Origin of the sequence: Nostoc sp. (assembly GCF_036916975.1) — a bacterium.
GTDB lineage: Bacteria > Cyanobacteriota > Cyanobacteriia > Cyanobacteriales > Nostocaceae > Nostoc.
The window spans coordinates 1-18,880 of the sequence record NZ_JBALFF010000043.1; the positions used below are offsets into that span (position 1 = coordinate 1).

General features: G+C 41.7%; 18 protein-coding genes. 9 read left to right on the forward strand and 9 right to left on the reverse strand.

Annotation, left to right across the window (positions count from 1 at the left end; all coding sequences use genetic code 11):
- The first annotated feature begins 399 nt into the window (after positions 1–399).
- Both V7K73_RS09880 and V7K73_RS09885 read left to right on the forward strand, forming a co-directional pair.
- Positions 400–1,119 (forward strand): hypothetical protein, encoded by a 720-nt coding sequence (locus V7K73_RS09880; RefSeq protein WP_100899857.1) that lies wholly within the window; start codon positions 400–402, stop codon positions 1,117–1,119.
- Between the two features lie 387 nt (positions 1,120–1,506).
- Positions 1,507–2,418, forward strand: a complete 912-nt coding sequence (locus tag V7K73_RS09885; protein ID WP_334879435.1) for an alpha/beta fold hydrolase — start codon at positions 1,507–1,509, stop codon at positions 2,416–2,418.
- 132 nt (positions 2,419–2,550) lie between these two features.
- Here the strand turns inward: V7K73_RS09885 and tsaD are convergent, their stop codons facing one another.
- Complete coding sequence (gene tsaD / locus V7K73_RS09890; protein ID WP_334879437.1) at positions 2,551–3,600, reverse strand: tRNA (adenosine(37)-N6)-threonylcarbamoyltransferase complex transferase subunit TsaD; 1,050 nt, start codon at positions 3,598–3,600, stop codon at positions 2,551–2,553.
- A 272-nt stretch (positions 3,601–3,872) separates the two neighbouring features.
- Here tsaD and V7K73_RS09895 point away from each other — a divergent pair, with 272 nt between their 5' ends.
- The 3 genes from V7K73_RS09895 (at position 3,873) to V7K73_RS09905 (ending at position 5,307) form a co-directional block, all read left to right on the forward strand.
- Positions 3,873–4,370 (forward strand): Photosystem I reaction center subunit III, encoded by a 498-nt coding sequence (locus V7K73_RS09895; RefSeq protein ID WP_334879439.1) that lies wholly within the window; start codon positions 3,873–3,875, stop codon positions 4,368–4,370.
- A gap of 39 nt (positions 4,371–4,409) precedes the next feature.
- Complete coding sequence (locus V7K73_RS09900; RefSeq protein ID WP_334879441.1) at positions 4,410–4,544, forward strand: Photosystem I reaction center subunit IX; 135 nt, start codon at positions 4,410–4,412, stop codon at positions 4,542–4,544.
- A gap of 241 nt (positions 4,545–4,785) precedes the next feature.
- Positions 4,786–5,307: a photosystem I reaction center protein subunit XI gene (locus V7K73_RS09905; protein WP_334879443.1), complete on the forward strand. Its 522-nt coding sequence runs from the start codon at positions 4,786–4,788 to the stop codon at positions 5,305–5,307.
- Between the two features lie 64 nt (positions 5,308–5,371).
- On the opposite strand, the gene gmk is transcribed toward V7K73_RS09905, so the two are convergent.
- The 5 genes from gmk to tyrS all read right to left on the reverse strand — a co-directional run bounded on the left by gmk (position 5,372) and on the right by tyrS (position 9,908).
- On the reverse strand, positions 5,372–5,971 hold the full coding sequence (gene gmk / locus V7K73_RS09910) for a guanylate kinase (RefSeq protein WP_334879464.1): 600 nt from the start codon (positions 5,969–5,971) through the stop codon (positions 5,372–5,374).
- 338 nt (positions 5,972–6,309) lie between these two features.
- Positions 6,310–6,576 carry an extracellular matrix/biofilm regulator RemA gene (gene remA, locus V7K73_RS09915; RefSeq protein ID WP_100899850.1) on the reverse strand — a complete coding sequence of 89 codons (267 nt, stop codon included), beginning with the start codon at positions 6,574–6,576 and terminating at the stop codon, positions 6,310–6,312.
- A gap of 631 nt (positions 6,577–7,207) precedes the next feature.
- On the reverse strand, positions 7,208–7,867 hold the full coding sequence (locus V7K73_RS09920) for a hypothetical protein (RefSeq protein WP_334879445.1): 660 nt from the start codon (positions 7,865–7,867) through the stop codon (positions 7,208–7,210).
- 110 nt (positions 7,868–7,977) lie between these two features.
- On the reverse strand, positions 7,978–8,706 hold the full coding sequence (gene pyrF / locus V7K73_RS09925; protein WP_334879446.1) for an orotidine-5'-phosphate decarboxylase: 729 nt from the start codon (positions 8,704–8,706) through the stop codon (positions 7,978–7,980).
- Positions 8,707–8,720: 14 nt separating this feature from the next.
- Positions 8,721–9,908 (reverse strand): tyrosine--tRNA ligase, encoded by a 1,188-nt coding sequence (gene tyrS, locus V7K73_RS09930; RefSeq protein ID WP_334879448.1) that lies wholly within the window; start codon positions 9,906–9,908, stop codon positions 8,721–8,723.
- Between the two features lie 173 nt (positions 9,909–10,081).
- Between tyrS and V7K73_RS09935 the strand changes: the two genes are divergently transcribed.
- Positions 10,082–12,007 (forward strand): transglycosylase domain-containing protein, encoded by a 1,926-nt coding sequence (locus V7K73_RS09935; protein ID WP_334879450.1) that lies wholly within the window; start codon positions 10,082–10,084, stop codon positions 12,005–12,007.
- Between the two features lie 64 nt (positions 12,008–12,071).
- Here the strand turns inward: V7K73_RS09935 and V7K73_RS09940 are convergent, their stop codons facing one another.
- A complete protein-coding gene (locus tag V7K73_RS09940) occupies positions 12,072–12,395 on the reverse strand; it encodes a DUF1825 family protein (RefSeq protein WP_334879452.1) in 324 nt (107 codons plus the stop codon).
- Between the two features lie 125 nt (positions 12,396–12,520).
- Positions 12,521–13,453: a J domain-containing protein gene (locus V7K73_RS09945; RefSeq protein ID WP_334879454.1), complete on the reverse strand. Its 933-nt coding sequence runs from the start codon at positions 13,451–13,453 to the stop codon at positions 12,521–12,523.
- A 189-nt stretch (positions 13,454–13,642) separates the two neighbouring features.
- Here V7K73_RS09945 and V7K73_RS09950 point away from each other — a divergent pair, with 189 nt between their 5' ends.
- Together V7K73_RS09950 and V7K73_RS09955 are read left to right on the forward strand one after the other, a co-directional pair.
- Positions 13,643–14,020: an NINE protein gene (locus V7K73_RS09950; RefSeq protein ID WP_334879456.1), complete on the forward strand. Its 378-nt coding sequence runs from the start codon at positions 13,643–13,645 to the stop codon at positions 14,018–14,020.
- Positions 14,021–14,033: 13 nt separating this feature from the next.
- On the forward strand, positions 14,034–14,567 hold the full coding sequence (locus V7K73_RS09955; protein ID WP_334879458.1) for a ComEA family DNA-binding protein: 534 nt from the start codon (positions 14,034–14,036) through the stop codon (positions 14,565–14,567).
- 539 nt (positions 14,568–15,106) lie between these two features.
- Here the strand turns inward: V7K73_RS09955 and lepB are convergent.
- A complete protein-coding gene (gene lepB / locus V7K73_RS09960) occupies positions 15,107–15,679 on the reverse strand; it encodes a signal peptidase I (RefSeq protein WP_334879460.1) in 573 nt (190 codons plus the stop codon).
- 1,546 nt (positions 15,680–17,225) lie between these two features.
- Between lepB and V7K73_RS09965 the strand changes: the two genes are divergently transcribed.
- Complete coding sequence (locus V7K73_RS09965) at positions 17,226–18,140, forward strand: polysaccharide deacetylase family protein (protein ID WP_334879462.1); 915 nt, start codon at positions 17,226–17,228, stop codon at positions 18,138–18,140.
- Positions 18,141–18,880: the final 740 nt, after the last annotated feature.

Sequence of the window (18,880 nt, forward strand, 5' to 3'; positions counted from 1 at the left end):
AAAACGTCCGGCTGTTCCTATGTTTATCGCGTAGTTGTTTAGGCGCACGGCGCGGTGTAACCGCGCCATTGCTTGTGACAGTTGCGTAAGTCCTGGCATAAAGTACTGCGGGTTTTGAGGCAGGAGGCAGGAGGCGGAAACTTTTTATATATCTATATCATCTGATGCGTGAGTTTTGGATTTTGTACCTCACTTAAAAAGCAAACTGCTGTAGTTCAAAATTCAAAATGGAAAAACCTAATCCTGGCAATTGCTCCTATAGAGCTTAAATGCACGTTAGCTTAAGAGTGAATTATATATATGAGAAGATATTTGAGAAAATTCTTCCCCAGTCTCTAGTCTCCAACATTCAGCCCCTAGTCCCCAAGTGATGAAAGCAAGCGAGTCTTACCCTTAACAATGGCTTCTGGTTTAAAATCTTCGACACTGGAACTCCTAAAACGCTTTAACCGAGCGTTTCCTCAGTTTTATGAGCAATTCGTCAGCAGTGAGATTCAGCTGCAAAATTTGCGGTTAGCCTACCGTCTCTATAAAACTAGACGCGCTGTTATTGAGCTAAAACCTGAAGGTAGCAAAAGTGCCTTGCATTTTGCTTACCGCAACCAGTCTTTTCTTCTCAGCGATATTTTTGGTGTACTAGCAGCTTATGGGTTGACTATTCACGGTCTGAGTCTATATGGTCAGATCCGTCCGCCAATGTTAGTTTTTATCAAACTGTTGGTATCTCGTGGTAGTAAAGCCTTGACCGAGAAAACCGCAGAAAATGTCTGTCGTGCGATTCGTGAAGCTTTAGGAGGTCGGTTTGAGGTAGAAGAGATGCTGGCAGTAGAATTCAATCTTGACACTGGCTTAGAGCAGGTACAAACTGAGTTCTATGTCGATCCGGTCTTTCATCTTCCTGCTTTAATGATTGAAGCCGATAATCAACCAGGATTATTCTACAAAGTGATGTACGCCATTTGGCAGGAAGACCTGCTGGTAGTCAATGCAAATTTACTGGTTTGGCGCGGACGTACACGGCTAATTCTCTACTTGTTGGGGCCTAATGAAAGTCTTATCCCCGAATATCTGGGTCACAAAATTGCTGAAGGGGTCCGACAGAGGTTGCTGGATAAATGAAAAAGTTAGGAGTTAGGAGTTAGGAGTTAGGAGTTTGGAGTTAGGAGTTAGGAGTTTGGAGTTAGGAGTTTGGAGTTTGGAGTTAAAAATTCTTCACTCCTAAGCAAGTGGGCGCAAATAATCATCACTAGCTCGTAGTTGCGCTTTAGCGCTAAAGCGCAACTACGAGCTAAATACAGAGATTTTACTTTTCGTTACATAGTTTGGTTTTATCTTGCTTACCTACTTAACTCCTAATTCCCAACTTTCAATTCCTAACTTTCAATTCCCAACTCCTAACTCCTAACTCCTAACTCCTAACTCCCAACTCCTCACTCCCAACTCCTCACTTTTAACTCTTCGCACTCCGTATTTAGTCGCATCCGCCCTTCGGGGTACGATATAAGTATGGCAACTATCGAAATCTTGGGCGTTCCACACGCATACGAGCTAACGGCTCCCACTTCCTGCCCCCATGCTTTAGTATTTATCCACGGTTGGCTCAATAGCCGTGGATATTGGCAACCTGTGATTTCCCGCCTATCAGATGATTTGCAGTGCCTTTCCTATGATTTGCGGGGTTTTGGTGAATCCCAGTCTCAGGTAAAAACCGATTTTAGTCGGGCAGATACGTCTTTGAGTCTGATGCCCATCTCCAGTAGTACGCTTGGCTCAACTATCGATTCTCTTTATACTCCGGCTGCGTATGCTCAGGATTTAGGAATTCTCCTGAAACAGCTTAATATTAACAGTGCTTGGCTGATTGGTCACTCTTTGGGTGGCACGATCGCTCTTTGGGGAGCAGATCAAATACCTGAGTGTGTTAAGGGAGTGATCTGTATCAACGCTGGCGGTGGTATTTACCTCAAAGAAGCCTTTGAACAGTTTCGCTCGGCGGGTCAAAAATTTTTGCAAGTCCGCCCGCGCTGGCTGTCCCAAGTACCTTTGATTGATTTGCTGTTTACCAGAGCCAGTGTGGCACATCCTTTGGAGCGCTATTGGGCCCGTCAGAGGTTGATTGATTTCGTTGTGGCTGACCCAGAAGCGGCTCTGGGTAGTCTGTTAGACTCTACAACCGAAGAGGAAATCAATCGTTTACCTGAATTAGTATCCCAATTGAAGCAGCCAGTTTATTTTTTAGCTGGTGCCGAAGATAAGGTTATGGAACCTAAGTATGTACGCCATTTAGCTAGCTTTCACAGACTGTTCCAATATTGTGGTGACAATGTTCTGGAAATTCCTGATTGCGGACACCTGGCTATGTTGGAACAGCCGGATGCAGTGGCTGCTCACATCCGATCAATAGTCAATAGTCAATAGTCAATAGTCAATAGTCAATAGTCAATAGTCAATAGTCAATAGTCAATAGTCAATAGTCAATAGTCAATAGTCAATAGTCATTAGTCATTGGAGCAAACAGAAAGTTCTTTTCTCCTGACAAATGACCAATGACTACTCAAGAGGTTGATACAACTTCATCACCTGGGTAAGGGCTAACCTAGACTCAACGCCTAGTGTGAGGGGGGATGTATGACCACGAGATAGATGTTCGGTGGCGGCACAGCCGATCATGGCGGCGTTATCGGTACAGAATTTTAGAGGCGGGAATAGGACGCGTAGGTTATGTTCAATGGCGGCGGCTTGGAGGTTTTTTCTCAAGCCGCTATTCGCTGCTACACCGCCACCAATTGCAATTGTGTCTAGACCATAGTCTAAGGCACAGGCGATCGCTCTTTTGGTTAGCGATCGCGCGACGGTTTCCTGAAAGCTAGCTGCTACATCTGCCACTGGCACTTTTCCACCATCTTTTTCTAACTGCTGCACTAAACGCAATACAGCCGTTTTTAACCCGCTAAAACTCGCATCATAACGATGGAACCCCCCACCAGGTAAAGAAACTTTTCCTTCTGGTAGAGCAAAGGCTTGGGGATTTCCCTGTTGTGCCAACTTGTCAATTATTGGCCCACCCGGATAACCCAACTTTAACAATCGCGCCACTTTATCAAAGGCTTCACCCGCTGCATCATCACGAGTTTGTCCCAGCGTTTCATAAATACCACAATCTTTGACATAAATCAAGCTTGTATGTCCGCCAGAAACTAATAAACTCAAGAAAGGGGGATTTAAACTTGGTTCGCTCAAATAAGTTGCGTAAATGTGACCTTCAAGGTGATGAACTCCCAAAAATGGTTTGTTGTGTACCATCGCCAGGGTTTTGGCAGCAGTTAACCCCACCAACAGCGCTCCTACGAGTCCAGGGGCAGAAGTGGCAGCAATTGCGTCAATTTTCTCCCAGTCTAGCTGGGCTTGCTCTAAGGCTTGAGCGATCGCAACATTTATCGTTTCCAAGTGTTCACGAGACGCTACTTCTGGCACTACCCCGCCATACTGCTGATGGACTGAAATTTGTGAGGCGACAATACTGCTGCAAACTTTGCGATTGTTAACAATTGCAACGGCTGTTTCATCACAACTGGTTTCTATTGCTAAAACTGTTGTCATTGAGGGTGTCCAGTGCTGAGTTTTGATTAGTAGAGACAAAATCTTGCTTCTTTACTACCCTACAACAACAATTATTATACTCAGGAATCGTTATCGACCACTTAGCACTCGATAAAGACTTGGTTGAGAAGCTTTAACTTTTATTTACTTAAACTTTACTCGGTTCCCACCCAAGAGTATGATGACTTCCTAGTTATGCAAATAAACAACTGTACAAGCCGCTTCGTTTTGTACATAAAACTTTTTGTTTTGTAGTAAAAGGAAACAACTGTATGCGACGATTGTTTGCTTTGATTTTAGCGATTTGTCTTTGCTTCAATTTTGCCTCCCCAGCAAAAGCTTTAGGGGCTAATTTGACACCGTGCAAGGACAATCCCGCTTTTCAACAGCTAGCTGCTAATGCCCGTAACACCACCGCCGACCCCCAATCAGGGATAAAGCGATTTGAGCGTTATTCTCAAGAACTGTGTGGCCCTGAGGGTTACCCTCACTTGATTGTTGATGGTAGTCTAAAACATGCTGGTGACTTTTTGATCCCCAGCATTCTGTTTCTATATATTGCTGGTTGGATTGGCTGGGTAGGTCGTGCCTACATACAAGCGAACAAGAAACAAGGTGGCGACGTGGAATTGAGAGAAGCAATCATTGAAGTTCCTTTGGCACTGCCAATTATGCTGTCGGGCTTTGCTTGGCCCGTATCAGCCATAAAAGAATTTCTCTCTGGCGAATTGACAGCTAAAGATACAGAAATTCCGATTTCGCCACGCTAACCCTTACCGCAACTTTTGATTTATTTGGGAGAATGATTCATGCAGCAGAAATACTTCTTAAAGTATCTATCCTTGGGGCCAGTTTTGCTTTTTGTCAATTTGTCTTTGACAGCCGTTATATTGATTTTATTTAATTACTGGTTTCCTGACCTACTTTTCCACCCCCTACCATAAGTTGAAGACAAAATTTAAAAATTTGTTAGCCGTTAGTTGGCAATTAACTAGTAACTACTAACTAAACTACTAACAAATTAATTCTTTGAAACTCGCGATCCTGAAACCAGCTTGCGAGTTTCAAAGTTTTGACAGCAGCTAAATTAATTTTTCTAAACTTATTACGCAAAAAACATCTTTAGCGACAATTATTATTAATATAAAAATGCCACCATTTTAAATTTAGAGGCGAACATAAAATATGGCACAAGCAGTAGATGCATCAAAGAATCTTCCTAGCGATCCCAGAAATCGGGAAGTTGTTTTTCCCGCATTCCGCGATCCGCAGAAGGGTAATCTAGAAACCCCGATTAATGGTTCTCCCTTGAGCAAGTGGTTCATTAATAACTTGCCAGCTTATCGCCCAGGACTAGCTCCTGCTAGACGCGGTTTAGAAGTTGGCATGGCTCATGGTTACTGGATATTTGGCCCCTTTGCCAAATTGGGACCACTAAGGGATACAGCTAATGCAAACTTAGCTGGTTTACTGGCAACCTTTGGTTTGATTGTTCTTTTTACGGCGGGACTATCCCTCTATGCGAATAGCAATCCACCCAAAGCCCTTGGTAGTGTTACAGTACCAAATCCTCCAGTAGATGCTTTTAACTCTAAAGAAAGCTGGAACAACTTTGCCAGTTCTTTCTTAATTGGTGGTATTGGTGGTGCAGTAGTTGCTTACTTTTTGACTAGCAATCTGGGAGTAATTCAAGGTTTATTTGGTTAATTTACAAATTAGGAGTTAGGAGTTAGGAGTTTAAATTCCTAACTTCTAACTCTTAACTCTTAACTTATTTAAACAAAACTGTTTCAATGTCATTTAAAGCAGTTTCAAAATCGTCATTAACGATTTGAGTATCAAATTCATCTGCGGCTTGAATTTCTTCTTGGGCGCGGACTAGACGACGGGCGATCGCTTCTTCAGAATCTTGGGCGCGATCACGTATCCGTTTTTCTAATTGATCAAAAGAAGGCGGTAAAATAAAAATGCTGAAGGCACTGGGGAAGGAAGCACGAATTTGTCTTGCTCCTTTTAGCTCAATTTCTAGCACCACCAACTTGCCCAAATGGATTTGGTTAAGTACAGCTTCACGGGGAGTGCCATAATAGTTTCCAGCAAATTCTGCCCATTCCAAAAATTCACCTTCAGCAAGTAATTGTTCAAACTTACTGCGGCTGATAAAGTAATAATCTTTGCCATCGATTTCTCCGGGACGGGGAGAACGAGTCGTCACGGATACGGAATAATACAATTCTGGATGACGTTTTAGGAGCGATCGCATTAAAGTGCCTTTACCGACCCCGCTAGGGCCAGTTAAGACAATCAATCTGCCTAAATGTAAGCGTTCTTCGGTAGTAGCAATACTGTGGATGGGTAAAACTGGCATCATCCCCTCAATCTGTGAATCAATCAATCAATAGATATTATTCATTAGTCTTGTGTTTTTGGGCAAGTCCACTAGTACCGCTTTGGGTAATTCGTAATAGAGCCTCCGGCACGCTGCGCGGTTTTCATGCCCAAAGGGCTGTACGTAATTCGTAATTCGTAATTCCTAATTCGTAATTACTGTTCGGTAAGGGTTTTAGACATTTCAAATGGGTGGGTTATTTCCTCGGCGCTGTACTAGTGACTAAAGAATTTATAGCAAGGGTGACAGAAAACTGGTCTAATTCACATGCTACTGCTGATGTGGTACAAATAGAAGTGAGATTGTTAATCCACTCTTAATCAATTATCTACAGTTTGATGCTCGCGGGAAATCACAAAGCGATTCGCTACCGTTTCCGGCTGAATCGCTGACAGAATTACGTGGCTGGAATCTGTGATAATTACAGCCCTAGTCCGCCGACCGTAAGTTGCATCAATTAGTTGACCTCTGTCCCGTGCATCGGTAATAATCCGCTTAATCGGGGCAGACTCTGGACTGACAATGGCAACTACTCGATTAGCAGACACGATGTTACCAAAACCGATATTGATTAACTGAATCTCCATAAAAAAATGACGCCAAACGCGGTTTGAGAAGCTTAAACTAAACTTATTTACATGTTATCGCCAAAAAACGGGAGTCACAACGATTAAATTGAAGCCAGCCTTCGTTTTTAAATAATGTCTGCTTTTTTTTCGCTATTTATCAGCTATTTTTCCTCAAAATCTTCCTAAAGACATAGGCGTAATTACACTGTTACAAGCTAGCTGGGTAATGTATCTTATCAATAAATAAATGGTGGTAAATAATCCACATCTAAAATTTGCTCAATGCTATAGGAATCCGATTTGATTTCTGAAAAAATCTAAGTATTAGTAGGGTGTGTTAGGCGTAAGCCGTAACGCACCAAAAGCTTTGGGGGAGGTGCGTTACGCTGACGCTAACACACCCTACGTGCATTTCAAAAATCAAATATGAGTCCTATAATTTGAGTAAGTATTTTAGACATTATTTAATATTCTCCTAATTTACAAAGATTTGGAATTAGGTTTTATTGACCGAATAATTCGTAGTTCCTAATTCGTAATTAATAAATTCACTTGTTTCAACCCTTCCGAAGTTTGGAGCCGAGGAAACCTGCGCTCCAACTTATCTTTGACTTTAGTTATATGGTAATTACGAATTACGAATTACGAATTACGAATTATTGTGACGTACACTTCCCGCTTGACAATCGCGTAACCAAGTTTTAACTCCTTGGGCAACAGTGCCGTTACTACTATCGCGTGGCGGAGATATTGGCTGCTGTGCTGAATAGGAACCAATTTGAGAAAACATCATTACTAAACGCCAACCGGTTTTAGTTTTAGTCAACAATAGCCAGTGGAATTCCTGCAATTCTACTGCTTTCTTTCCAATGTACTGCCGCTCTAAGGTAGTAAAAAAAAGTTGCTCAATTCCTGATGCAGAACTTTTAGAAGTGTCTGCACTATATTCTTCAAGGTTTAGGGGCAGAGGAGTAAACTCAGGTTTTCCTGCTACTAGCATATAAGTGTAAATATCACTGCTTCTTTTGAGGCGGCGGGCGCGTTGACTAGCGCGATTAGTATAACTAGGTAAATCTTGTAGTAGCTGTATAGTTAATGTTTCTAAATTTTGCTCAGAACACAAAGACTTCACCCCACCGTTGACATTTTCTTTTTCTGCTAGCACAGAGGGTTTATGGGTGAGGTTTATCGAGAAAGCTGGGTAAGCAAGGCTATTTGATAGCAAAACCCAGAAGCCACAAGCTAAAAGCCAAGTATAATTTTTCTTTTTGAGCGAAGAGGTAAGATTGTTCTCCCCTACACCCTGCACTCTATCCCTTAATCCCCTTAAAAAGCTGGCTCTTAGGGTTCCCCCCTTAAAAAGGGGGGTTAGGGGGGATCTAGGCTTGAGGTTTTCAGTGTGTAAGTCCTGTCTTAGCTTCATGCCACCGTGGTTAACTCCTCAGAAATCCTCTTCCAGGCTAACTGCGGCTCAGTAGCAGTAGTAATGGGACGCCCAATCACGAGATAATCTGCACCAGCAATAATTGCTTGGGCTGGAGTGAGCGATCGCTTTTGATCGCCAATATCAGCCCAAGTTGGTCTAACCCCCGGACAAACTAGCAAAAAGTCATCTCCACAAGTTTGTCGTAGCACTGCCGCCTCTTGGGGCGAACAAACTGCCCCATCTAATCCCGCCTCTTGAGCCAGCAGTGCCATTTCTAGGGCGTATTCTGGTAGCTCTAGGGGAATCTTTAAATCAAACGCTAGTTGTCTAGCAGAAATACTCGTTAATAAAGTAATCGCTATTAATTTAGGCGGTTTTACACCTGCTTGGGCTGCCCCTTCTTGTGCCGCTTCTGTTGCAGCTTTTAGACCTTCTTTACCACATGCTGCATGAATTGTCAATAAATCTACCCCATAACGAGCGGCACTCCGACTTGCACCAGCGACTGTGTTCGGGATATCGTGAAACTTTAAATCTAGGAAGATGCGCTTTTCTTTGGACTTTAGCACCTCTAGAATTTTCGGGCCAGTGCTGGTAAACAACTCTAAGCCGACTTTCCACCAAAGCACTTGCGGGAGTTGATTTATAAGAGCGATCGCACTTTGTTCATCCGCCACATCCAAAGGCACTATAATTCGTTGTGCCTGTTCACTATTCCCCATTCCCTACTCCCCATTTAAGGCACTAAACGGACAAACTTATTTTTCCCAACTTGTAAAACCTTACCTTGTAACTGGGCGGCTTGTGCAAAAGTAGTATCAACATCGGTAATGCGATCGCCATCTAAGCGCACTCCACCTTCTTGAATTTTTCGCTTACCTTCACCTGTACTTTTGCATAAGCCAGTGACATTGAGAATATACGCTAACTTAGCCGGATGCGATACTTCAGCTAGAGAGAATTCTGGAACAGCACCGAACATTCCACCACTTTGGGCGGCTTCTTTAGCTTCTTGGGCTGCTTGTTCGCCGTGGTACTGTTTGACAACTTCATAAGCTAAAAGTGTCTGGCGATCGCGCGGATTTTCTGGCAATTGATCCAAAGGTAAATCTGTCAGCAGTTCAAAATACTCCTTCAGCAGATTATCGGGAACTCCTTGTAACTTCTGATATTTTTGCCCCGGATGTTCTGATAACCCAATATAATTACCTAGAGACTTGGACATTTTTTGCACCCCATCCGTGCCAATCAAAATTGGCATTAGCATTCCAAATTGGGGCTTTTGACCAAAATGGCGTTGCAAATCTCTGCCCACAGCAATGTTAAATTTTTGATCGGTTCCTCCCAATTCCACATCTGCCTCAACGGCAACGGAATCAAAACCTTGCATTAACGGGTACAGGAACTCATGGATAAAAATTGGATTCTCTTTTTTATAGCGATCGGCAAATCCTTCTTTAGCTAACATCTGCCCCACCGTCATCGTTGAGAGTAACTCCAAAATTTTCTCTAAGTTTAGCCCAGAGAGCCATTCGGAGTTATAACGCACCTCTAATCTTCCTGGTGTGTCAAAATCCAAGATAGGACGTACTTGGTCGAGATAAGTCTGAGCATTTTGGGCTACATCTGCTTCTTGTAGCTGACGACGCACTTCAGATTTACCTGTCGGATCGCCAATGCGTGCGGTAAAATCGCCAATAATCAGAACTGCTATATGTCCTGCATCTTGAAACGCTCGCAGTTTGCGTACTGGTATGCTATGACCCAGATGAATATCAGTACCTGTAGGGTCAATACCCAATTTGATCCTCAAAGGTTGGTTTGTAGTTACCAAGCGCTTTTCTAGAGTTTCACTGTTAACATCAGTTGGTTGTGGGAAAACTTCTACCACACCACGACGCAGCAAAGCTAAATCTTGCGTCATACTAGAAAATCCACTTTTCGCTATGTTTTGCTCACTAGAGGTTAAGTTGGTTATAAACACTTGCAATTTATCCGCTTTCTCATCTGCCAAACTACTATAATTGCAAAAAATTAACCGCCTTGCTTCGTCCAATCAATTACAGTTAAATTTACAAGTGAGGAAGTGAAATCGCCGTGTCGTCTTCTAGGACTTTTGAAGATAAACAGCCACAACGTCGGGCTTCATCGGGTTTTGAGTTTTTGAAAGGAGTCGGTCAGGTAACTGGCGGTACTCTCCTCTCAATGACCATGCTGGCAAGTTCCATTGTAGCCGGAGGACTGGTTGGTTTAGCCATTAGTTTCCGCAATTTGCCAGATGTCAGACAGCTACGTAACTTCTTTCCCTCAGAAACAACTTACATCTATGACGTTAAAGGTAAACTTTTAACCAGTATCCACGGGGAAGCCAACCGGGAAGTCGTACCCCTGGATAGAATTTCTCCGAATTTAAAACGGGCAGTATTAGCAAGTGAAGATAGTCACTTCTACGATCACCACGGTATCAACCCTACTGGTGTTGGTCGTGCTGTAATAGTTAACGCTGTAGCAGGTGGAGTCAAAGAGGGTGGCTCTACTGTTACTATGCAATTGGTAAAAAACCTATTTTTGTCTCACAAGCGTGCCTTTACCCGGAAGTTAGCAGAGGCTGTGCTGGCAATTCGGTTAGAACAAATTCTCACTAAAGACCAAATTTTAGAAATGTACCTCAATCAAGTTTATTGGGGTCATAACAATTATGGTGTACAAACAGCAGCCCGCAGTTACTTTAATAAGTCAGCAGAATATTTAAACTTGGGTGAGTCGGCAATGATGGCGGGTTTGATCCAAGCACCTGAAGAATTCAGCCCGTTTGTCAGCATGGAGAAGGCAAAACAGAAACAAAAAGAAGTGCTAGGACGGATGCGGGACTTGAACTGGATCAACCAGTCAGAGTACGACGATGCCCTCAAACAACAAATCAAACTTGGTAAAATCAAATCTTTTCAAGGTAGCGCCCTACCTTATGTAACCAATACCGTAGCGCAGGAGTTGGCTAAAAAGTTTGGGCGTGAGACACTGCTAAAAGGCGGGATGCGGGTACAAACTACAGTTGATGCCAACTTCCAAATGATGGCAGAGGAAACCGTCACTAAGTGGCATAAAACCCTCCTGGAGCAAGGATTATCTAAAAATCAAATGGCTCTGGTGTCAATAGATCCGCGCACACATTTTATCAAAGCACTGGTGGGGGGTATAGATCCTAAGACTAGTGAATTTAATCGGGCAACTCAAGCTCAGAGGCAGCCCGGATCTTCTTTTAAACCGTTTGTATACTATACTGCTTTTGCTACTGGTAAATATGCGCCAGACACAACGATAGTAGATGCTCCAGTTAGCTATCGAGATGGTAATGGTTGGTACTTTCCTAGAAATTATGATAATACTTTTAGGGGAGCGATGCCAATTCGCACAGCTATAGCCCAATCGCGTAACATTCCCGTGATCAAGATTGGTAAGGCTGTAGGGATGAATAGAGTGATAGAAACTTGCCGTACCTTGGGTATTACAAGTCCGATGGAACCTGTGTCTTCTTTGCCACTTGGGGCAATTGGTGTCACACCTCTGGAAATGGCTAGTGCCTATGCTACCTTTGCTAATTATGGTTGGCAATCTCCACCAACTGTAATTGCCCGTGTCACCGATAGTAGTGGTAACGTGTTGCTAGACAATACCCCTAAACCACAGCTAGTTCTCGATCCTTGGGCTTCAGCAGCAATTATCGATGTGATGCGATCGGTAATTTCTGAAGGTACAGGTAAAGGTGCTGCGATCGGTCGCCCAGCCGCAGGGAAGACGGGAACAACATCATCAGAAAAAGATATTTGGTTTGTTGGCACTGTGCCACAACTAACAACTGCTGTCTGGGTGGGGAGAGACGACAACAAACAATTAGCTGACCATGCAACAGGTGGTGTTCTGGTTGCTCCCATCTGGAAAGATTTTATGGAGAAGGCACTGAAGAATACACCAGTAGAAAACTTTAAGTCACCTTCCCAGTTTTCTCGGCCTAAGTCACAATAATTTTGGATTTTAGATTTTAGATTTTGGATTAATTGCCAATCCAAAATTCAAAATCTAAAATTGACTAGGCTTGTTTTTCTAGTTCGGCTTTCATGCGTTCTAAAGTCAGGTGCATTTGGTCAAACATTTGTTGCGGGGTGACACCGAACTGACCTAATTGTGTTTTCAGTTGTTCTACTGTCATTTGTGCCATGAAATCTTCTGATAGCTCGAAGCGCTTCATAAAGATGCGATACCGATCCATCATTGATTCCATTTGGTCAATAAATACCTTTTTGCCATCGCGGTCAAATTTGCCGTAGTTATTACCAAGCTTGATTAGTGCTTGATAATCTTCAAACAGCTGTTTTGCTTCTTGCTGAATTATCTCAGAATCGAAAAATCCCATATTGCTTATATTAAACTGAGTGTCTAGACTCAGCAGCTTAATAGCTTTACTTCTATTATTATTTTAGTCTAGGAGAGTATTATAGTAACAAAGCTTCGGTTTTAGTACGGTTTGTTACCGAAATTTCAACACTTGACTTGAGAACCTTTGCCCTGACTAAACCGACTTAATAAAGCCGCAATACTCATAGCTTTAGCCATTGATTTGGGAGTGGTGTTTTCATAAGATTCAATTTTCAGTCCGGGAGCGTATTTTAAAGCTAGGGAATTTTGCGGGTTCAGTTTTAATGCTTGACGGATGTAAACCTTAGCCATCCCGATAAATTTCTGTTTGAGATGTACTAAACCTAATAAGGCATAATAGTCGCTGTTATCTGGCTCTAATTTGATAGCATCACGCAATTCTTGCACGGCTAGGGGCCACTTGGATAGCCTGACATACTCAATAGCTCGCTGGTAGTGACGTTGAGCGTAGTTTGTCAAAGCTGGTTTGACATCAGTTTGTTCATCTAATGTCAATTCAACTGGCTTAACTTCTACCTCAGGGAGGATGCGAACAACTTTTTGCGTTAATGTGAGGTCTGGTTTATGCAACCGTAAATATACTAGATTCAGTATACTAATTTGTTGCGTCACCTGATAAAACTGATTTAATGATTTGTATTGATCTTGTGCATAGAAGGCGATCGCTTCTTCGTAAAACAATTCTGCTTGGGGTGTAGACATTTCCATAATTTTCTCAGTTATGGCACTTTGAGAAGACAAAGGCTTCTGCTCCAAAGCGCTTGATGGCGATCGCAGCATAGCGATCGCCATCAAGCGCTTCTGTGGATGCTTCAGTTGTTCATAAGCTGGATTGATTAAGCGGCTAAATATTGCCGTTGCTAATTCTGAGTCTGGATTGCAATTTTTGGCTTGGCGATCGGGATGTAGCAGCTTCGCTAAAGTGTGATAGCGTTTTAAAATCTGGCGATCGTCAGCAATTACAGAAATTCCTAGTACAGCGTAAGGATCAGAAAGCTGTTCAAGCCATTTTGGCGGTAGGAAGGTCTGTGACATAGTAGTAATAAAGTTGTTAAAAACTTAAAATTAGCATTAAAGCTGAATACACAGTCATGTGAAACTTACTCAAATTTCTGCAAAAACTAAATTATTTCTGGGAATTCCCATCTAAAAGTCCCAAGGGTAAGGTAGGGTAGTTGACTATCTGATTGTCGTAGCTGTGGTATTGGTATATTTATTATAAATATGTTGACTAAGCGCAAAAGCCGAAGTGTTGCTGCTGTTTTAGCTTTTTCTGGCACACTGGCACCAATTTCAGGATTACATAAATTCTATCTGGGACAGCCGTTATGGGGTCTTTTGTATATCTTGCTTTCCTGGACGCCTATCCCCAAGGTAGCTAGTACGATTGAAGGAGTTTGGTATTTAGCCCAAAATGAAGAAGCTTTCGATCGCAATTTTAATCTAGGTAAGTCAGCGCCAAGAAACTCACAAAAGGTGATTAATCAGGTAGGAGCGATCGCTGATGCAATGCGTGAATTAGATGCTTTGCGCCAGGATGGGCTAATTTCAGAGTATGAATTTGAGCAAAAGCGCCGCCAATTGCTAGACCAGATTTCTTGAGGTAAGCGACAACATGAATAACTGGCTACCTTTGAACCCCAGGCTGCAAAAACTCCGGGCCAAGCTTCTCAACGATCCTTACTATCGTTTACAATCTGGGGAAGAAATTCAGATAGCGGCTAAATTAGGTATTCGCATTGATGCTAATCAAGCGACTGTAGATGATTGGTTACGCTTACCAGGTTTGTCAATTCACCAAGCGCGATCGCTTGTAGAACTTTCGCATTCTGGTGTTAAATTTTATTGTATTGAAGATATCGCTGCGGCTTTGGCTATACCAGCGCCCAGGTTAGAGCCATTAAAGCCGCTGCTAAATTTTATTTATTATGACCATGAATCTTTAGAAAGTCCGATCCATTTAGTCAATCCAAATACAGCAACAGTTGAAAATTTAGCCCAAATTCCATTTATAGATTTGTCTCTAGCGCAAGCAGTGGTGCAAAATCGGCAATCAGGGGGATTGTACCGTAACTTGGCTGATTTTCAACGACGGTTAGAGTTAACTGGTGATGCGATCGCTCAACTGATGTATTATTTGAGGTTTTAAGTTAGAAGTTTTAAAATATAGAGCTTTTCGTTTGTATGCAATATATGACCTCACTTCCATTCCTCTCTCCTAAGGAACAAGAATTAAATAACATACAATTTATGTCCCTAGCTTACCTCACCCTCAATCCCTCTCCTTCTAAAGGAGAGGGAAGCTAGATAGTTCATGAAGTTTTGCATTTTATTTAATCCACGTTCCTAAAAGGAGAGAGGCTTTGAATCTTACTTCCCAACGCTAGTAGGGAAGGCATTGGGGGTTAGGTCTATATAACTCCAAACTCCAAACTCCAAACTCCTAACTCCTAACTCCTAACTCCTAACTCCTAACTCCTAACTCCTAAGGGACTTCCAAGAAATAAATTACTCAAATAAACGAACCACAGAGGCACAGAGAACACAGAGGAATGAGGAGAAGAAAGTTTTTTCGCCAGTTTTTTGGGTATTTTTTTATTTGGAAGTCCCTAACTCCTAACTCCTAACTCCTAACTCCTAACTAACTCCTAACTCCTAACTAACTCCTAACTCCTAACTCCTAACTATTTAAATGAACCCAATGCGATCGAGAGGCCAAAAGCGAAACGCTGCTCGACCAATGACATTTTTTCTGGGTAAAAAGCCCCAATAACGAGAGTCATTACTATCGTTGCGGTTATCTCCCATGACAAAAAACTCATTTTCTGGGACTTTCACTGGTTTATATGGCTGATTTGGGGGTTCAGCGATGTAGTCTTCTGCTAAGGGTTGACCATTGAGATAGACTTTTCCAGAAGCAACACTAACTACCTCACCAGGTTCGCCAATTACCCGCTTGATGAAGGCTTGGTCTTTGGGATATCCTCGATGTTGTAGTTCTGCGGGTGGCTGAAAAACAATAATATCCCCAGTTATGGGAGGGTGAAAATGGTAGGATATTTTTTCAACTACCAAGCGATCGCCTGTATGTAAGGTAGGCAGCATCGAATCAGAAGGTATATAGCGGGGTTCGGCGATAAAAGTCCTGATTAGAAATGCCAAACACAATGCGATCGCAATTAAAATCAGATTTTCTTGCCAACCACGCCATACTTTTAACGACGCACGATCTTCTTTTGCATCACTTTCGTGAGGAATCATAAAAGTTTCTAGTCAGGTTAAAAAGTGGAACAAATACCTTGATTATTTTGACTCAAAATGTATACTAAGAAACAAGCTGGATTCTGCATAAATCCATACTAAATATTATCTAAGTTGAGAACCGTAGTTTTCACCCTCTCCCTAAATCGCTCTCCCAAATCTGGAAGAGGGAGTTTGAAATTCTGGCTCCCCGAATCCCAGATTTGGGATTCAGGGTTGGGGGATCAGGGCAAATCCTTTTGATCATGGAAGAACTATAGGTTTCAAGATAGACGTGGTTTAGATATTAAATACAGCAGATTTCAAGTTACTGAGGTACACTAGCTCGCGTCTCAAAGCCAAGTATAAAGCCTTTACGTCAACTAGTTCTACTGCACTGATGCTTTAGTATAGATAGATACTATATAATTGCATTTCTAACAGCTTGATTATAAAGAGGTGAATAAGTTGCGTAATTTTACTGTGACAGTATATACTAAATTGTACTATTAATTATATATAAATCTCCCTTATTATCAAGAAGAAGATTAACAGACAAAAAGCTACTAGTAATTTAGGCTTAAGTATCAGTATCAAAAACAGAGTTAAGCTGCTGATAAAATCATTTTTGTTGAATGATTTCAAAGTATCTCGATTAACGAAAAAATGCCCCTTGGCAATGAGAAACTATATTTAATCAATTTTCGTCTGTCTGTTTCATAGAAAGTTCAAGGCAACATTCTGTAAGTTAAAAATTTAATTTTTTCTTAAAAAGGAAAGAATGCCACCAGGCAGTAAAATATATCTTATCAAGAATAGAGCTAATAGTTTATTAGACTCTTTTCTAAAAGATACCCCGCCCCTTGTAAGTAGTTTTGTATTTAATTAAATAATTTACTCAGCTACAAATTATACAGCTTTCTTCTGAAAAAGTTTTGCTAAACTTCAGCCCGCGAAAAATGCAAATCGTAGGCGTGAGAGTTGAGCTACATCTTATTTGTAAAGCTATAAAACTTAAAAGGATATGCTGCCTTAGCGGTGAAGTGAAAGACAGAAACGAATTCAGAACTCTGATAAAGAGGATTTTGGGGTGTGATTAATTATCTGATTGCGCTCATCCGTGAGAGCTAGCGGTAAGAATGTGGAAGTTCAGACCTTGCCTTTTATAAATAGATTGACATTAAGCAGTATCAAATATTGTATGAGCGATCGCCCAAATCTAGGAAGCATCCCGTCAGGTGCAAAAACCTTGATAGCCCTAACCCCGAATCCCATCATTTGGCATTCGGGGAACTAGAATTATGTCTCCCCTCTCCCAAAAATGGGAGAGGGGCTGGGGGTAAGGGAAAAGATTTAAGCACTCATTTGGGATGCTCCCCAAATCTAGAGCATCTAGATTTCAGTTAAAGCTGTATAGTCTATCTTCTCGATTGTGAATTTTCGTTAGTCCCAATTCCAATTTTCAACATTACTAGAAAGCATCTGGTATCTAAAATATCTCAAAAAAATGTGCTATAACATACCGTCATAAGGTGGTTGATGGTTCGATATTTGAAGGAGTTATTAGGTGGAAAACAATAAGTCGTTTCTGTGGCCAGAAGGAATATTAATTGCACTACTTGCCTTATCTGGTGTTTTTAGCCTTGCTTTCATGATGCTTCTAAGACCAAATCCTTCGGAGGCTCAGAGTAGACAGAATATAAATGTCAAGGATGTAGCTGCAAACGTAGGAACTCAAGAGCGGATTGAGAAATTAAAGGCGGCGATGCTTACAAGTTGGCAGCAAGAAGCACAAACAAAAGGAATATCCTACGCTATACCATCACGTTTTCAAGGGGCAATAATTGAAGCGGCAAAACTCACTAAGGGGGAGAAACTAATTGCTCTGACTTTTGATGATGGGCCTTGGCCTAAGACCACAGAGCAAGTGCTAGATATTCTGAAATCAAATAATATCAAAGGGACGTTTTTTGTCGTTGGCCAGAACCTAAAAAATTATCCAGAATTAGGAAGACAGATTGTAGCTCAAGGTCACGTCATTGCCAACCATACTTGGCATCACTGGTATCACTTCATGAATCCACAAGCTGCTGCTTTTGAAATAGATCGCACAGAAGACCTAATTTATCAAATTACAGGTGTTAAAACAAATATGTTCCGACCGCCTGGTGGCTTCCTGCACAATGGATTAGCTGCTTATGCGAAAGGGCAAAAATATGCTGTGGTGATGTGGTCAGCTGACTCCACAGACTACAAGCAGCCAGCCGTACCAAAGTTGATAGATAACGTGATTAAAGATTCAAAACCTGGTGGTATTGTGCTAATGCATGATGGAGGTGGTAACCGTTCCAAGACTGTGCAAGCTTTACCAGAAATTATTAACAACTTTAGAAAGCAAGGCTATCGCTTTGTTACTATTCCAGAGCTTTTACAAACGGAAGATGCAGACCAAAAGTTGATTGTTAACAAAAGCAAAAAGTAATAAAATCGCGTTTAACCCAGCGATGGAAAGGCAATAACTGTCTAAGCTGCCCAGATATGTTTTATGGTACTTATTGCAATGGTCAGTAGTGCTTTAAAAGTATGAAAAATAATCATTTTGGAAACGTTATCTTCAGAACTTTTGCGATCGGAAGCTTGCTATTCTATCTATAAACATTTTTATAGACAAATCCTACTTGTTAGCAAACATTTATATGGTAGTTTACCAGGATTTAGATAATGCCTGCTATAGCCAATTAGGTAGATTTCAAAACAGTGCTGATCTCGACTTTATTACCTGGACTTTCACAGTCAGTTTTGTTGGCTTAGTTTAAACTCCAGTTGTGAATCATTTAGTGATATTCCCCCTTATTTAGGAGGAATATTTTTTATCTCTACAGTCTTTTTAATAAGTAAATTCAAGCGACTGTTTTAAGTATCCAAAGGAATTTTCGCAGAGTGAGGTACATCGGTAAGGGCATGGCACTGCCATTCCCCTACACCTGGCGATATAATGTTGTACCGCATCTGAATGGGAACGGCTATACCTGTTTGTGCAGCTTCTTTTTGTGCAGCTTCTTTGACGGGAGAATGGCTTAAGACTGAGTATGAGAATAGTTACAGTTCCTAAGTAAGTAAGTCGGCGCAAATAATCATCACTGGTTTGTAGTTGCGCTTTAGCGCTAAAGCGCAACTACGAGCCAAATACAGAGATTTTACTTTTCGTTACATAGTTTGGTT

Excerpts from the sequence above, each read along its gene's own strand:
- V7K73_RS09880 (WP_100899857.1), top strand. The coding sequence starts at position 400 with ATGGCTTCTGGTTTAAAATCTTCGACACTGGAACTCCTAAAACGCTTT.
- V7K73_RS09885 (WP_334879435.1), top strand. The coding sequence starts at position 1,507 with ATGGCAACTATCGAAATCTTGGGCGTTCCACACGCATACGAGCTAACG.
- tsaD (WP_334879437.1), bottom strand. The coding sequence starts at position 3,600 with ATGACAACAGTTTTAGCAATAGAAACCAGTTGTGATGAAACAGCCGTT.
- V7K73_RS09895 (WP_334879439.1), top strand. The coding sequence starts at position 3,873 with ATGCGACGATTGTTTGCTTTGATTTTAGCGATTTGTCTTTGCTTCAAT.
- V7K73_RS09900 (WP_334879441.1), top strand. The coding sequence starts at position 4,410 with ATGCAGCAGAAATACTTCTTAAAGTATCTATCCTTGGGGCCAGTTTTG.
- V7K73_RS09905 (WP_334879443.1), top strand. The coding sequence starts at position 4,786 with ATGGCACAAGCAGTAGATGCATCAAAGAATCTTCCTAGCGATCCCAGA.
- gmk (WP_334879464.1), bottom strand. The coding sequence starts at position 5,971 with ATGATGCCAGTTTTACCCATCCACAGTATTGCTACTACCGAAGAACGC.
- remA (WP_100899850.1), bottom strand. The coding sequence starts at position 6,576 with ATGGAGATTCAGTTAATCAATATCGGTTTTGGTAACATCGTGTCTGCT.
- pyrF (WP_334879446.1), bottom strand. The coding sequence starts at position 8,706 with ATGGGGAATAGTGAACAGGCACAACGAATTATAGTGCCTTTGGATGTG.
- tyrS (WP_334879448.1), bottom strand. The coding sequence starts at position 9,908 with ATGACGCAAGATTTAGCTTTGCTGCGTCGTGGTGTGGTAGAAGTTTTC.
- V7K73_RS09940 (WP_334879452.1), bottom strand. The coding sequence starts at position 12,395 with ATGGGATTTTTCGATTCTGAGATAATTCAGCAAGAAGCAAAACAGCTG.
- V7K73_RS09945 (WP_334879454.1), bottom strand. The coding sequence starts at position 13,453 with ATGTCACAGACCTTCCTACCGCCAAAATGGCTTGAACAGCTTTCTGAT.
- V7K73_RS09950 (WP_334879456.1), top strand. The coding sequence starts at position 13,643 with ATGTTGACTAAGCGCAAAAGCCGAAGTGTTGCTGCTGTTTTAGCTTTT.
- V7K73_RS09955 (WP_334879458.1), top strand. The coding sequence starts at position 14,034 with ATGAATAACTGGCTACCTTTGAACCCCAGGCTGCAAAAACTCCGGGCC.
- lepB (WP_334879460.1), bottom strand. The coding sequence starts at position 15,679 with ATGATTCCTCACGAAAGTGATGCAAAAGAAGATCGTGCGTCGTTAAAA.